This window comes from Streptomyces sp. NPDC054783 (assembly GCF_053611725.1).
Window position 1 is genome coordinate 73,305 of the sequence record NZ_JBSHAY010000034.1, and the last position, 14,360, is coordinate 87,664.

The window sequence follows — 14,360 nt, forward strand, 5'->3', positions numbered from 1 at the left end:
GGGGGACCATGTACGGCGACTTCTCGCGCCTGACCCACCAGCCCGGAAAGCACTACTCCGCGGTACTCACCCAGCAGGGCCGCGTCCAGCTGGACGCCGACGCCAATGAGCAGGCGGCGATCGAGCTCTTCCGCTCCCGCACCCTGGCCCGTGACCTGATCGGCCGCGACGGCGGACCCGCCGAGCTTCCCGGCCACGGACCCTCCGAGGGCCCCGGCTTCAAGATCACCTATGTCAAGGGCACCCACGACGACCTCACCATCGGCGCCGGCCGCTACTACGTCGACGGCATCCAGCTCGACGCGACGCGCCCCCAGCCGCCCCTGGCCGTCCCCGCCGGCGGCCTGCTGCCACTGGACGACGGGTCGGCAGGCGCGGACAGTGACGGCGTCATCCCGTCCCCCACCCCCGCGACCTGGACCTACTGGAACCAGCCCGACGCCTACCGCAACCCCGAGCTGGACGGCGACCAACTCCCCCCAGCCTTCCCCTTCCTGGCCTACCTCAAGGTCTGGGACCGCAGCGTCACCGCCGTCGAGGACCCCGAGATCGGCGAGGTCGCGCTCGGCGCCGCCATGCCGGACACGGCCGCCCGCGTCAAGACCGTCTGGCAGGTGCTCACCCTCCCAGCTGAGGACCTGGACGTCCGCGACGGGGGTGCGGGAACTGTCCGCGAAGCCTTCGACCACTGGGTCGCCGCCCAGCGCTCCACCGCCCGCCTGGCCGCCCGCGCCGAGCGGCCGGAGGGAGCGGCGGACGAGCCCTGCCTGGTCCGGCCCGACGCCCGCTACCGCGGCCCGGAGAACCAGCTCTACCGCATCGAGATCCACCAGGGCGGAACGGCCGAGCGGGGCGCGACCTTCAAGTGGTCGAGGGAGAACGGCAGTGTCGCCTTCCCGATCGCCGAACTGGACGGCACCTGGGTCGCGTTGTCCACCCTCGGCGACGACGACAAGCTCACCCTGGACGTCGGGGACCGCGTCGAGGTCTGCGACTCCGCCTACATCAGCCGCGGCGAACCGGCGCCCCTGCTGAGCGTCGAGGAGATCGACCTCCCCGGCCGCCGGGTCCGCCTCTCCGCCGAGCCCCTGCCCGGCATCGGCGCGCTGCCCGAGCGCCACCCCTTCCTCCGCCGCTGGGACCACGCCTCCACCGGCACCCCCGGCCACCGCCCGCGCACCGACGGCGGCGCCCTGCCCGTGGAGGAAGGCACCTGGCTGGAGCTGGAGGACGGCCTCCAGGTCTACTTCAACGCCGGCGGCTCCTACCGCTCCGGCGACTTCTGGCTGATCCCGACCCGCACGGTCACGGGCGCCGTCGAGTGGCCGGCCAACTCCGCCGGCGACCCCCTCCTCCAGCCCCCGCTCGGCATCGACGTCCACTACGCCCCGCTGGCCTGGATCACCGGCGAGAACTCCCTCACCGAACTTCGCCGTGTCTTCCACCCCCTGGCCACGCCGCTCTCGGACGCGCACGTGGACCCCCAGGAGAACTGAGGAGAACCGACGTGCCCCTCTGCCCCTTCGCCTCGGTCCGACTCCTCGCCCGACCCGAGCCGCCTTCACCCCTCCACCCCACCCAGATCATCGTCCACACGGCGAACGCCACCCTCCCCGCTGCGGACGTGCGCTTCCGTCGGCCCGGCGCCCGCGGCTGGAGCCATTTCGGCGTGTCCGCCACCGGAAAGATCACCCAGTGGCTGGACACGTCCACCCCCGCCGACTCCGCGTACCGCGCCAACCTCCGCTCCGACGGCACCGGCGCGGTCACCATCACGACAGAGGGGCACGTCTCCGAGCCCTGGACGGACGCCCAGCTGGACGCCCTGGTGCGCCTCCACTGGTGGCTGATGCGCACCCACGCCGCCATCGCCCACCGGGCCTGCCGCACCCCCGCCGACCCCGGCCTGGCCCACCACACCCTCCTCGGCTCGCCGGGCCCCTGGACTCCCATTCCCAAGTCCTGCCCGGGCCCGCGCCGCATCGGGCAGTGGGAGGACTCCCTCCTCCCGCGCGTCCTGGCGCCGTACGGCATCTCCGTCTCCGACATGCGCCCGCGCCACGAGCGCGCCGAGGAGATCGTCCAGGAGCTCCTGTCCCTGTCGATCGCGACCCCCACCGCCACGGCCGCCGATGAGTCGCCCCCGGCCCCGTCCTCGGCGACGCCGCCGGAGCAGCCGCCCACGGCGGCCGACACAGCACCACAACCAGGTGCGCAGGACTCCGCGGCGTCGGTGCAGCCCCGCCAGCACCACCCCGTCCGCGAAGTGCTCCGCGACTTCTTCCTCCCCGACTCCGCGCCCCACGCCCCCCAACCGTCCGCACCACCGTCCGCCACCCAAGAGGAGGTCTGACGCGACGAACCCGACGCTACCGGTCCTGCCTCAGCGGTCGTAGGACTGCCTCGCTCGCGCGCACGAGTGCGGACAGCGGTTGTGCGGCCCAGCCGGTGAGGTCACGGGCAAAGGCGAGGTCCAGCTCGATGGTCACCTTGAGGTAGCGGGTGTCCAGCCGGGTGACTCGGGTGGGAGCGGGGGCGGGGGCCGTCGTGTCCGGCCGGCGCTGCAGTGCGGCTCGATAGGCGTCCTTGCGCTGGTTCATACCGTGTCCTGGCGGCTGATGAGCTCCTCGGCGAGATCCATGTACGCGGTTCCCTTCACCTCGACGGGGCTGCCGAAGGACTGGGAGTACAGGTCGAGCCGCGGGATGTGCGTGGACAACACGTCGAAACCCCGCTCGGTGAGGGCTTCGCGGGCGTCGGCATCTGGACCGGTACGCGTGGCATCGGGACGATTCGTGCGGTTCAGCAGGACGGCGGCGCGGGCCGGGAGGGAGCGCAGGGACTGCATGTCATCCATTTCGCGGTCGATGGGCGCCATGCGGTCCAGCTCGATCGGGGCCGGGGTCACGGGCACGATCCACTCGCTCGCGTACCGCATGACGCCCCGGGCGATGTGGGCGTGGTCCTCCAGCTGCGGCGCGTCGAACACCACTGCCCGCCGGTTGTCGAGGAAGTCGTTCACCCGCCGGTGTACGTCGCCCACGGGAAGGGCGAGCACGGGGAACGGAAAGCCGCCCGCCAGCTCGCTCCAGCGCAGCGCCGAAGAGGCGGGGTCGCTGTCCACGAGCAACGGTGACAGGCCCGACGCGTGCAGCGCGTGGGCCAACCAGACGGCGCTGGTCGTCTTCCCCACACCGGGTTTGAGGTTCACGAATGCATAGCTCAGCGGCACAGCAACCGACGCTAACGGCTGAACGTCGAGGACTGGTGTTGACGCGGAGCCGCCGTGCACGGTTCACCCGGCGGCGCCGGTGAATCATTCCGGCGGGCTAACCTCGTTTCTTCTGTTTCCCCTCCGTTTCCCACCACACTCTGGACACACGCCTACTCGTCGGTAAGGCTGGCGCGGTGGAGGCGTCCGGCTCTCGGGCGTGAGGGCCAAGTGCCGTCAGGGACAGGGGGATTCATGGGCGGGATCAGTCGGCGTCGGTTCGTGACCGGGATGTCCTCGGCGGCCGCGACGGCCGCACTGTGGCCGGTGCTGACACCGGGCCGAGCGCTGGCGCAGGACGAGGCCCTGGCGGCCACGGCGGCGCGAGCCGTTCGGATCGACGGAACCACCCTCGAACAGGCGGCGACGCCCGTCGGCGACGGGGCGTACAAGCGGCTGGTGGCGGGCCCCGGCTGGCCCCTGGTGGTGCGCGCCGAACTGGCCGGCGCGGCATCCGGGCGGGACGACCGCCGCACCGGGCTCGCCTCCTTCGTGCAGTTCACCGACCTGCATCTGACGGACACCGAGTCACCGGTACGCTTCGAGTACCTGGCTCGGTTCATCGACAGCGCGCATCGCCCGCAGGAGACGCTGACCGTGCGGGGTGCCGCATCGCTCGTCGAGCGGGTCAACGCGGTGCGTCAAGGCCCTTACACCGGGCTGCCGTTCAGCCTGGTGATGGCCACCGGTGACAACACCGACAACCACGAGCGGATCGAACTCGACTGGTACCTGACCGTCATGAGCGGCGGCCGCATCACCCCGAACAGCGGCGACCTCGCGCGCTACGAGGGCGTGCAGAACTCCGGCAACGCGCAGTACTGGAACCCCGAGTCGTCCCTCCAGGACGCCTACAAGGCCAAAGGGCTGCCGCAGATCCCCGGTTTCCTGCCGGGCGCGATCCGCCCCTTCGACGCACCCGGCCTGAGCGTCCCCTGGTACACCACGGTCGGCAACCACGACGACAGCATCGAGGGCAGCCTGCCCGACCTCGGCCTGCTGGGCGACCTGTACACCGGCTCGCGCAAGGTCGAGGGCTGCGACGATGCGACCGCCGCCAAGCTGGCGGACGCCCTGCTGCACGACCCCGGCGAGGCCGTGATCCTGCTGAGCGGGCTGCTGGCCGACGGCGGCTCCCTCCGCACGGTCACCCCCGACGAGCGTCGCCACCCGTTCACGCCCACCGAGTTCGCCAGGGCCCACCTGAACCCCGCGTACACCGGCGCCGGACCCGTAGGCCACGGATTCACCCAGGACTCGGTGGGAAGCGGGCACCTCTACTACACCTTCGATCTCGCCGACGGCGTCCTCGGCATCAGCCTCGACACCACCAACCGGGCCGGATTCGCCGACGGTTCACTCGGCACCGGGCAGCTGAACTGGCTGGAGTCGGTCCTCAAGGCGCACAGCGGCCACTGGTACGACAGTGACGGCAGCGTGGTGCGCGGCGGATCCGGCAACCGCCTCGTCGTCGTCTTCAGCCACCACACCAGCGGCACGATGGGCAACCTGCTGCCCGACCCGTACCACCCCTTCGAGGGCCGTCACGGCGGCGACGAACTGGTCGCGCTGCTCCAGCGCTTCCCGAACGTAGTGGCCTGGGTCAACGGCCACACCCACACCAACCGGATCATCCCGCACGGCCACACCGTCCCCGAGCGCGCCTTCTGGGAGATCAACACCGCCTCCCACGTCGACTACCCGCACCACGCCCGGATCATCGAGATAGCCGACAACCAGGACGGCACGTTGTCGCTGTTCACCACGCTCATCGAGTCGGCGGCACCGTACGCGACCGACTTCACCGACACGTCCGACCGCGGCCTGGCCGCCCTCTACCGCGAGCTCGCCTACAACGACCCCTACGCCACCCCCGCCACCCGCATCGGGACAGCTGCCGACCACAACACGGAACTGCTGCTGACCAAGCCCGCGAGGTAACGGCCGCCCGGCCGATCCACTGCCCCGGCATCACCCCCCTGGCCGCCGGCGTCCTGCTGCCCGTCCCGGTCCACCGGTACCGCACGCGCGCGGGTCAGATGACCCGTTGCACGTCTCACGGCCTGCTGGAGCAGACTGCCCGGCACCACGCCTGGAACTACGGCCGTCGTCTGCGTGAGGCGATCCTCGCGTCGGTTCTTTCGGAACCCGGGACCGCGCGGGCCCCGTAGACCAAGTCCGTTGCCGACAGCACGGCGACGGCCTCCGACCCGGCGAAGCTCGGTTTCACAGCTCGAGCCGCCCTGAGACCCTGCTGATCCGGGGCCTTCCCGCTGTTCAGGGCGTGCAGCGCACGTATCACCCCGGAGTGCTCACCGAGCGGTGCCCGGCGCGCCGACTCGGCTCACGTCGGCCCCGCCGTGGTCTGCCCCACCTGGAGGGAACTGCGCAGCACCACGGTGCGCAGCGGCCGCTCCTGGCCGGCGATCCGGTCCAGCAGCAGGCCGGCCGCCGTCCACCCCAGGTCGTACGAGGGCACCTGGACCGTGGTCAGGCCGGGCCGCACCAGCGGCGCCCAGGGCACCTCGCCGAACGACACGACACCGATCCGCGGGGGGTGCAGGCCCGCCTCGCGCACCGCCTGCAGCGCCCCGACGGCCATCAGGTTGTTGGCCGCGAAGACCGCGTCCGGCGGCTGCGGCAGCGCGAGCAGTTCGGCCATGGCCCTGTGCCCGCCCTCGGCCTTGAAGTCGGCGTGCCGGGTGTAGTCGCGCAGCGGGTTCGCCTCCTCGGCCGCAGTGCCCGGGTCGTCGGCCAGGAACTCCCGGAGTGCCCTGCGGTGGCCGGCGAGCCGTTCCTCGGCGGTGGAGGCGCCCCGCGGGCCGGTGATGCACGCGATCCGCCGGTAGCCACGGGCCAGCAGGTGTGCCGTGGCGGCCGCGCCGCCTTCCTCGTTGTCCACCAGTACGGCGTCCACTCCCGCCCCGCGGGGGCGGCGGTCCACCGCGACCACCGGTATGCCGCGGCTCTGCAGGGCGGACACGTCGGTGCGGCCTCGGGACGCGGCGGCCACGATGACGCCCGCCATCCGCTCGGCGATCGCGATGTCCAGATAGCGCCGTTCCTTGTCGAGGTCCCCGTCGGTGTTGCACAGCACCACCGAGAAGCTGGTCTGCTGCGCGGCGTCCTCGACGCCGCGGGCCAGCGCCGTGAAGAACGGGTTCTCGATGTCCGGGATGATCAGTCCGACGAGGCTGCTGCGCCGCATCCGCAGCGAACGGGCGACCCGGTTGGGGGCGAAGCCCAGCTCGGCCGCCGCACGCCGGACCCGCTCGGCTCGCTCCGGCGTGACGCGGCCCCCGTTCAGGACCCGGGAAACCGTGGCAGGGGAGACCCCGGCGGCCTCGGCCACGTCGTTGATCGTCGTCATGGTCCTCCGACCTCTTGCCCGACCCGTACAGGACTCTTGACACCCTCGGAGGCCAAACCCTACGTTCCCCTTGAAAAGGATTTCAAGGTTTCGCCCAGGGACGCCCGCCGCTGCACAGCGGCCTTCCCTGAACGTCCTGCTTCTGCCGGAGGAGTATGGCGTGCGGCTCCAGAAATCGATTTCTCCCTCGCTTTCTCTGCATCATCGGAGGCCACCCCATGGCACGCATCGGCCTGCTGCCCCGCTCATCGCGTCCGGGCAGGTCGGCGGCATCGAGCCGGCGGTCCTCGGCGCTGTGCCGGGGCACGAGCCGACGGCCCGCCCGTCCGCGGCCTCCTGACGGACCCGTTGGCCGTCCCGGTCCTGCTCACACGCCTGCGTCCCCGGCCTGCCGCCGGGGATGTCCGAAAACGATTCCTACTACGTCACCTGTGCACCATGGGAGGTCCGCCATGACGCGGATGAACGCGGACGGCGCGGCATGAGCGCCGCGCCGCCCGCCCTGCTGCGAATGCGCGGCATCGGCAAGGAGTTTCCGGGCGTCCGGGCGCTCAGCGACGTCGAACTGACCGTCCACCCGGGCGAGGTGGTGGCGCTGCTCGGCGAGAACGGCGCCGGCAAGTCGACGCTGATGAACATCCTCGCCGGGGTGCACGCCGACCACGAGGGCACCATCGAGATCGACGGCGAGCCGGTGCGCATCCACTCACCGAAGCACGCCCAGCAGCACGGCATCGCGATGATCCACCAGGAGCTCAACCTGGTGCCCGAGCTGTCCGTGTCCGACAACGTCTTCCTCGGCCGCGAACTGCGCACCGCCCGCGGCACCCTGGACCGCGCGGCCATGCACGCCCGCACCGCCGAGCTGCTGGCCGACCTCGGACTCACCGTGCCCCCAGGGCGGTTGGTCCGCGACTGCCGCATCGCCGAGCAGCAACTCGTCGAGGTCGCCAAGGCGCTGAACGGCACCCTGCGGATCCTGGTGCTGGACGAGCCGACGTCCGCGCTCGCCGAGGCCGAGGTGGAGCGGCTGTTCGCCGTCATCCGCCGGCTGGCGGCCCGCGGTGTCGGGCTGATCTACATTTCCCACCGGCTCGAGGAGCTGGCCGAGATCGCCGACTCGGCGACCGTGCTGCGCGACGGCACCTTCGCGGGCCGCCGCCCGGTCGCCGGCACCGACCGCGCCGAGCTGGTACGGCTGATGGTCGGACGGCCGCTGGGGGAGCTGTTCCCCAGGGCGGCGGAGCAGCGGTCCGACGGCCCGCTGCGGCTGCGCGTGCGGGGCCTGACCACGACCCCCGCGCCCGCGAGCACCCGTACGCCGCTGCACTCGGTGGACTTCGAGGTGCGAGCCGGGGAGATCCTCGGTGTCGCCGGGCTGATGGGTGCCGGGCGCAGCGAGGTGCTGGAGGCCCTCTTCGGGGCCGGCGACCGGGTCCGGGGCGAGATCACGCTGAACGACCGCCCGTACAGCCCGCACACCCCCCGTACGGCGATCCGCCGGGGCCTCGCGCTGGTCGCCGAGGACCGCAAGGCGCAGAGCCTGGTGATCGGCAACACCGTACGGTTCAACACCACGTTGGCCGCCCTCGACCGCTACCTCAGGCCGTGGCGCACCGTGGACGCCCGCCGGGAGAAGGCGGCCGCGGCCGGCAAGGTCGCGGAGCTGCGCACCAAGACCCACAGCCTGGACGCCGTGGTCGGCACCCTCTCCGGCGGCAACCAGCAGAAGGTGGTGCTGGCCAAGTGCCTGCTCACCGAGCCGTCGGTGCTGCTGCTCGACGAGCCGACGCGGGGCATCGACGTCGGGGCCAAGGCGGAGATCCACGCCCTGATGGACGCCCTCGCGGCCCGGGGCACCGCGATCATCGCCGTCTCCTCCGAACTTCCGGAGCTGATCGGCATGTGCGACCGGATCGTCGTCCTCTGCGAGGGGCGGCTGACCGGCGAGTTCCACCGCGACCCGGCCCACGGGCCGGCCGCGACCCAGGAGGCCATCCTCACCGCGGCGATGGCACGGCAGAACGTTGTGGCCGGACCACCGGCGGACGGAAACGGGGCAGAGAAATGAGCAAGACACTCCCACCGGCCCGGGACACCGCCGCCGGCACCGATGAGCACCTGCGAACGCTGCGCGAGCGCCTCTCCCGGGCCCTGCCGTCGCTCGGCTCCCTGCAGAGCTACATCGGCCTGCTGCTGGTGGTCGCCGTCGGCATCGTCACCAAGGGCCAGATCTTCTGGAACCAGGACAACCTCACCAACGCCGTCACCGCCTTCGCCTCCCGCGGCATCCTCGCGGTCGGCGTCACCCTGGTCATCCTCACCGCGGGGATCGACCTGTCCGTGGGTTCGGTGCTGGGCATCGGGTCCATGACCGCGGCGATGCTGCTGGTCCACCACGGCCTGTCGCCCTGGGCGATCGTCCCGCTGTGTGCGCTGGTGGGTGCGTTCTTCGGCTTCCTCAACGGGATCGGCACCACCTGGCTGCGCATCCAGTCCTTCGTGATGACCCTGGCCATGCTCTCGGTGGTGCGTGGCATCGACCGGCAGCTGAGCAACAACGTTGCCGTCGGCGTGCAGTTGGTCGACCCCCACGGCCATCTCACCCCCAAGGCCGCCGCGTTCGCCGCTCTGGGCACTCCGGGCCACACCCTGATCGCGGGCGTCGGCTACCCGGTCATCGCCTTTGTCGCGGTCTGTGTGCTGGTGCAACTGCTGCTCTCCAGAACCCGGTTCGGGCGGCATGTGTACGCCGTGGGAGGCAACCCCACCGCCGCCCGGCTCTCCGGCGTCAACGTCAGCCTGGTGATCATCACCGTCTTCACGCTCTGCGGGCTGCTGGCCGGCTTCGCCGGTCCCATCGACGCCGCCTACAGCGCCTCGGCCGACCCGCTGGCCGGCACCTCCTACGAGCTGGACGCCATCGCCGCGGCCGTCATCGGCGGCACCAGCCTGGCCGGCGGCAAGGGCACCATCACCGGCACCGCCGTCGGCGCGCTGATCCTGACCCTGCTCGACAACATCCTCGGGCTCAACGCGATCAGCGACAACATGCAGATGATCATCAAGGGGCTCATCGTCGTCGTGGCGGTCGTGCTCCAGCGTCCGGGCTTCCTGCAGCCCCTCGTCGAGCCGCTGCGCCGCCTGCGCGCCCGCGCCTGACTTCCCCCGCACCCCCGCTCACCCGCACCCCCGCTCACCCTCACCCTCACCCATGCAAGGAGTTCCTGTGTCCGCTGTGTCCCTGAGCCGTCGCACCGCCGTGGCCATCGCCGGCGCGGTCGCCACCGTCGCCGCACTGACCTCCTGCGCCGCCCACGCGCCGAAGACCGCCGCCGCCGGCTCGAGCGGCGGCAAGAAGGAGTTCGTGGTCGGCTACTCCCAGTCCAACAACGCCGAGCCGTACCGCGCCCAGCTCAACGCCCAGCTCCAGTACTTCGTCAAGAAGTACCCGGACCTGAAGCTGTTGCCCATCAGCGACGCCCACCAGGACAGCGCCACCCAGGTGAGCCAGGTGCAGAACTTCATCCAGCGCAAGGTCGACGTCCTGATCCTCTCGCCCAACGAGCCGGCCCCGCTGACCGCCGCGGTGCAGCAGGCCTGCAGCGCGCACATCCCGGTCATCGTCCTGGACCGCACCGTGAACACCGACTGCTACACGTCCTTCATCGGCGGCGACAACTACAAGATCGGCACGATGGCGGGCGAGGCGGCGGTGCAGGCCCTGCCGCACGGCGGCAACGTGGCCGAGCTGCAGGGCACCCTGTCCGACCAGCCGCAGATCGACCGCGACAAGGGCTTCAGAGACGCCGTCGCCGGACACCACATCACCATCGTGTACCACCAGGAGGCGAAGTGGCTGAAGGCCAACGCCACCGCGATCACGCAGCGTTGGCTCGACCAGAACAAGAAGATCGACCTCGTCTACGGCGAGAACGACGACATGGCCCTCGGCGCCGTCCTCGCCGCCCGCGGCGCCGGCAAGGCCGACGGCATCAAGTTCATCGGCATCGACGGCCTCGCCATCCCGACCGGGGGCATCCGGGCCGTACAGCTCGGCCAGATGTACACCACCTTCATCTACCCGACCGGCGCCGAGCAGGCGGCGGACACCGCCGAGGCCATCGTGCACGGAAAGACCGTCAGCAAGAAGCAGACCCTGCAGACCACCAGGATCACCAAGGACAACGCCGCGGACGTGTACAAGCAGTACGACATGTCGGCCAAGGTGGGCTGAGCCCGTCCGCCCCTCGGACCCCGGCAGGAACCCATGGCCCAGGCCATGGGTTCGCTCACCTGCCCCGCCGTTGTCAGTGGTGGCCGTTACGGTCTGCCCCGTGGACGCACTGCGCGCGGCGCTCGATCACGTGCTGGGCCTCATCGCGGACGCTCCCTGGAGCGCAACCCTGGCCCTGCGCGGAAGCATGGTCATGCCTGCCTGGGTGGGGGATGCGGCTCGTCAGCCGGCCGATCTGGACTGGGTGGTGCTGGAGGACCCCGTCGGGGTCGACGCGCTGGACCCGTATCCGTACGTCGACCGGCTGGACATCGTGCAGCAGTGGCCCGAGGCCGCCGGCGGCGCGGCACGGTACGAGATGTGGACGTACGAGGAGTTCGACACCGGAGGGCAGCGGCCGGTGCTCCCGCCCGAAGGGCTGCACTGGCTGCATGAGGAGGACGCGGCGGACACCGGACCCCCGTACGCCGACCTGCTCGAACGCGTGGCCCGGCGCCCCGAGGCCGCCCCGGGTCTGCTCCTCGACGCGGACAACGCGCGCGTCGACGGCACCTGGACCTACGCCGAGTACGACACGCCGGGCGTGCGCCTGCTCATCCCCTGGCACGCGGACGGCCAGCCGCCCGGCGAGGTGCGGCTGGACTTCGCCCGCGACGAACGGCTGCCCGAACCCCCGGTGTGGACCCTGATACCGCGCGGCGACGGCGGAAGCCCCGTCCCGGTGCGCACGGCGAGCCGTGAACTGTCCCTGGCCTGGAAGCTGCTGTGGCTGCACACCGACAGCCGGGACGGACGCCGCGCACAGGGCAAGGACCTGTACGACGCGGTCCTCCTCGCCGAGGCCGAGGACACCCTGCCGCTCCCGCCGCGCCTGCTGCGGAAGGTCTTCGACCGGGCGGCGACATCCGTGGACCCGCATGCCCTCGATCCCGCCGCGGTGCTCCGCTGGGACGTGGACTGGACCGCGTTCCAGGAGCGGCAGCCCGCCGTGCGGGGCACCGCGGAGGAATGGCTCTGCCGCCTGGCCGGGGCGCTGGCTCCGCTCACCGCCAAGCTCACCCCTCCGGCACGTCCGGACGGTCGCCGTAGCCGAAAATGACGTGCCCCGGCCGCCTCCCTCTCGTACCGTCATCCCGTACCGAGCGCCGCCACGACCGTACGGCGGTGCCTGTCGTCCGACACAGAGGGGAGCCCGGCCGTGCGCGCACGCACCGCTGTCGTCGCTCCCCGTTCCCGGTACGAGGTGATCCTCGTGTCCGGGTGGTGCCGGTGCCCGCTGCGCGGCCGGCACCGGACGCCCGTGACGCCCCGCTGAACCTCGGACGCACGGGTAATCGCGCTGCCCTTTTCCCGATGCAGGCCTCGACGTCAGGCCTGATCCCCAGAAAGGCCCTGGGCCGTGCGCACGAACACCACCACCCTCGCCGCGATCCGCAACCTCGGCATCCTCGCCCACGTCGACGCCGGCAAGACCACCGTCACCGAGCGGATCCTGTATGCGACGGGCACCACCCACAAGCGGGGTGAGGTGCACGACGGCACCACCGTCACCGACTTCGACCCGCAGGAACGCGACCGCGGCATCACCATCTTCGCCGCCGCCGTCAGCTGCGCCTGGGACGGGCACCGCATCAACCTCATCGACACCCCCGGCCACGTCGACTTCGCCGACGAGGTCGAGCGCTCACTCCGTGTCCTGGACGGGGCGGTCGCCGTGTTCGACGCCGTCGCCGGGGTCGAGCCGCAGAGCGAGTCGGTGTGGCGGCAGGCGGACCGGCACGGTGTGCCGCGCATCGCGTTCGTCAACAAGATGGACCGGGCGGGCGCCGACCTGGACCGGGCCGTCGACTCCATCCGGCAGAGACTGCATCCCGTACCGCTCGTCGTCCAGCTTCCCATCGGCGCGGAGAACGGGTTCACGGGCGTGGTGGACCTCGTACGGATGCGCACGCTGGTCTGGGCCGACGGCGCGGGTACGGCCGTGGAGGGGCCCGTGCCCGAGTCGCTGGGCGAGGAGGCGGTACGGCGGCGCCGGGCGCTGGAGGAGACCGTGGCGGAGCTGCACCCGGCCGCCCTGGAGGAGTTCTGCGACCGCGGGGCCCTGTCCACCGGCACGCTCGCCGCCACCCTGCGCGACCTCACCCGCACCGGGGACGGCGTGGTCGTGCTGTGCGGCTCCGCGTACCGCAACCGCGGCGTCGAACCGCTGCTCGACGCGGTCGTGGCCTATCTGCCCTCGCCGCTGGACGTCTCCGCCGTACGCGGCGTCCACGAGGGGACCGGGCAGGAACGCGCCGCCGACCCCGAAGCGCCGTTCTCCGGGCTCGTGTTCAAGGTGAACGCGGGCGCCACCGGGCGGCTGGCCTATGTGCGCGTGTATTCGGGCACCGTCGAGAAGGGGGACACCGTGTGGGATCCGGGCACCGGGCGCACCGAGCGCGTGGCGCGCATCCTGCGGGTCATGGCGGACCGGCACGCCCAGCTGGAGAGGGCGGTCGCCGGTGACATCGTCGCCCTCGCGGGTGTGAAGTCGGCGCGGGCCGGCTCCACGCTGTGCGACCCCGGGGCCCCGCTGCTCCTGGAACCGCCGGTGGCCGCCGAGCCCGTGGTGTCCGTCGCGGTCGAGGCCCGGCGCGCCACGGACACCGGCCGACTGGCGGTGGCGCTGGCGCGGCTGGCCGAGGAGGACCCCTCGCTGGTGGTCCGCACCGACGCCGAGACCGGGCAGACCGTGCTGTCCGGGATGGGCGAACTCCACCTGGAGGTCGCGGTGGAGAAGATCCGCCGCGACGGGGGACCGGAGGTCGCCGTGGGCCGGCCGCGGGTCGCCTACCGCGAGACGGTCGTCGAGGGCGTGACGGGGTTCGTGTTCCGGCACGTCAAACAGGACGGCGGGGCGGGGCAGTTCGCCCATGTCGTGCTCGACGTGGAACCGCTCGGCCCCGAAGTGGGCGTCACCGGGTTCGAGTTCCGCTCCGCCGTGGTCGGCGGCCGTGTGCCGCAGGAGTACGTGCGCGCGGTCGAGGCCGGATGCCGGGACGCGCTCGCCGAGGGGCCGCTGGACGGGCACCCGGTGACCGGGCTGCGGGTCACGCTCACCGACGGCTCCACCCATGTGAAGGACTCCTCCGACACGGCCTTCCGCACCGCCGGCCGGCTCGGGCTCCGCCAGGCCCTGCGCGCCTGCGCGACGGCCCTGCTGGAGCCGGTCGCGGAGGTCACGGTGACCGTGTCGGAGGACGCCGTGGGCTCGGTCCTCGGCGACCTGTCCGCCCGGCGCGGCCGGGTCGGCGGTTCCGAGACCCGAGGTGGCGTGGCGGTCCTGACCGCGACCGTGCCGCTGGCCGAACTGTTCGGCTACGCCACCCGGTTGCGCAGCCGCACCCAGGGCCGTGGCACCTTCACGACCCAGCCGGCCGGTTACGCCCCGGCGCCGCGGCCGGCGCCGGTCCGGTAGCGGGACGGGGCCCGCGCCACCAGCC

Annotated in this window: 11 protein-coding genes; 8 read left to right on the plus strand and 3 right to left on the minus strand. The window is 72.0% G+C overall.

The features are described from left to right. Positions 1-8 precede the first annotated feature (8 nt). Together ACWGJ5_RS38395 and ACWGJ5_RS38400 are read left to right on the plus strand one after the other, a co-directional pair. On the plus strand, positions 9-1,496 hold the full coding sequence (locus ACWGJ5_RS38395; protein WP_453314264.1) for a DUF6519 domain-containing protein: 1,488 nt from the start codon (positions 9-11) through the stop codon (positions 1,494-1,496). An 11-nt stretch (positions 1,497-1,507) separates the two neighbouring features. Continuing rightward, a complete protein-coding gene (locus ACWGJ5_RS38400) occupies positions 1,508-2,353 on the plus strand; it encodes a peptidoglycan recognition protein family protein (RefSeq protein ID WP_453314255.1) in 846 nt (281 codons plus the stop codon). Between the two features lie 16 nt (positions 2,354-2,369). Here ACWGJ5_RS38400 and ACWGJ5_RS38405 read toward each other — a convergent pair whose 3' ends face one another. Both ACWGJ5_RS38405 and ACWGJ5_RS38410 read right to left on the minus strand, forming a co-directional pair. Further along, a complete protein-coding gene (locus ACWGJ5_RS38405; protein ID WP_453314256.1) occupies positions 2,370-2,600 on the minus strand; it encodes a hypothetical protein in 231 nt (76 codons plus the stop codon). Then, complete coding sequence (locus ACWGJ5_RS38410) at positions 2,597-3,232, minus strand: ParA family protein (RefSeq protein WP_228625738.1); 636 nt, start codon at positions 3,230-3,232, stop codon at positions 2,597-2,599. The genes ACWGJ5_RS38405 and ACWGJ5_RS38410 overlap by 4 nt, the downstream gene beginning before the upstream one ends. 234 nt (positions 3,233-3,466) lie before the next feature. Between ACWGJ5_RS38410 and ACWGJ5_RS38415 the strand changes: the two genes are divergently transcribed. Further along, on the plus strand, positions 3,467-5,212 hold the full coding sequence (locus ACWGJ5_RS38415) for a TIGR03767 family metallophosphoesterase (protein WP_453314257.1): 1,746 nt from the start codon (positions 3,467-3,469) through the stop codon (positions 5,210-5,212). Positions 5,213-5,615: 403 nt separating this feature from the next. On the opposite strand, the gene ACWGJ5_RS38420 is transcribed toward ACWGJ5_RS38415, so the two are convergent. After that, a complete protein-coding gene (locus tag ACWGJ5_RS38420) occupies positions 5,616-6,641 on the minus strand; it encodes a LacI family DNA-binding transcriptional regulator (protein WP_453314258.1) in 1,026 nt (341 codons plus the stop codon). Between the two features lie 481 nt (positions 6,642-7,122). Here ACWGJ5_RS38420 and ACWGJ5_RS38425 point away from each other — a divergent pair, with 481 nt between their 5' ends. From ACWGJ5_RS38425 to fusA, 5 genes are all read left to right on the plus strand, one after another. Beyond that, positions 7,123-8,712 (plus strand): sugar ABC transporter ATP-binding protein, encoded by a 1,590-nt coding sequence (locus ACWGJ5_RS38425; protein ID WP_453314259.1) that lies wholly within the window; start codon positions 7,123-7,125, stop codon positions 8,710-8,712. After that, positions 8,709-9,803, plus strand: coding sequence for an ABC transporter permease (locus tag ACWGJ5_RS38430; RefSeq protein ID WP_453314260.1), 1,095 nt, complete (start codon positions 8,709-8,711; stop codon positions 9,801-9,803). Before ACWGJ5_RS38425 ends, ACWGJ5_RS38430 begins: the two co-directional genes overlap by 4 nt. Positions 9,804-9,870: 67 nt before the next feature. Next, positions 9,871-10,878: a substrate-binding domain-containing protein gene (locus ACWGJ5_RS38435; RefSeq protein WP_453314261.1), complete on the plus strand. Its 1,008-nt coding sequence runs from the start codon at positions 9,871-9,873 to the stop codon at positions 10,876-10,878. Positions 10,879-10,978: 100 nt separating this feature from the next. Next, positions 10,979-11,977: a nucleotidyl transferase AbiEii/AbiGii toxin family protein gene (locus tag ACWGJ5_RS38440; protein ID WP_453314262.1), complete on the plus strand. Its 999-nt coding sequence runs from the start codon at positions 10,979-10,981 to the stop codon at positions 11,975-11,977. Positions 11,978-12,277: 300 nt separating this feature from the next. Beyond that, positions 12,278-14,335, plus strand: a complete 2,058-nt coding sequence (gene fusA / locus ACWGJ5_RS38445) for an elongation factor G (RefSeq protein ID WP_453314263.1) — start codon at positions 12,278-12,280, stop codon at positions 14,333-14,335. Positions 14,336-14,360: the final 25 nt, after the last annotated feature.

Excerpts from the sequence above, each read along its gene's own strand:
- ACWGJ5_RS38395 (WP_453314264.1), top strand. The coding sequence starts at position 9 with ATGTACGGCGACTTCTCGCGCCTGACCCACCAGCCCGGAAAGCACTAC.
- ACWGJ5_RS38405 (WP_453314256.1), bottom strand. The coding sequence starts at position 2,600 with ATGAACCAGCGCAAGGACGCCTATCGAGCCGCACTGCAGCGCCGGCCG.
- ACWGJ5_RS38415 (WP_453314257.1), top strand. The coding sequence starts at position 3,467 with ATGGGCGGGATCAGTCGGCGTCGGTTCGTGACCGGGATGTCCTCGGCG.
- ACWGJ5_RS38420 (WP_453314258.1), bottom strand. The coding sequence starts at position 6,641 with ATGACGACGATCAACGACGTGGCCGAGGCCGCCGGGGTCTCCCCTGCC.
- ACWGJ5_RS38425 (WP_453314259.1), top strand. The coding sequence starts at position 7,123 with ATGAGCGCCGCGCCGCCCGCCCTGCTGCGAATGCGCGGCATCGGCAAG.
- ACWGJ5_RS38430 (WP_453314260.1), top strand. The coding sequence starts at position 8,709 with ATGAGCAAGACACTCCCACCGGCCCGGGACACCGCCGCCGGCACCGAT.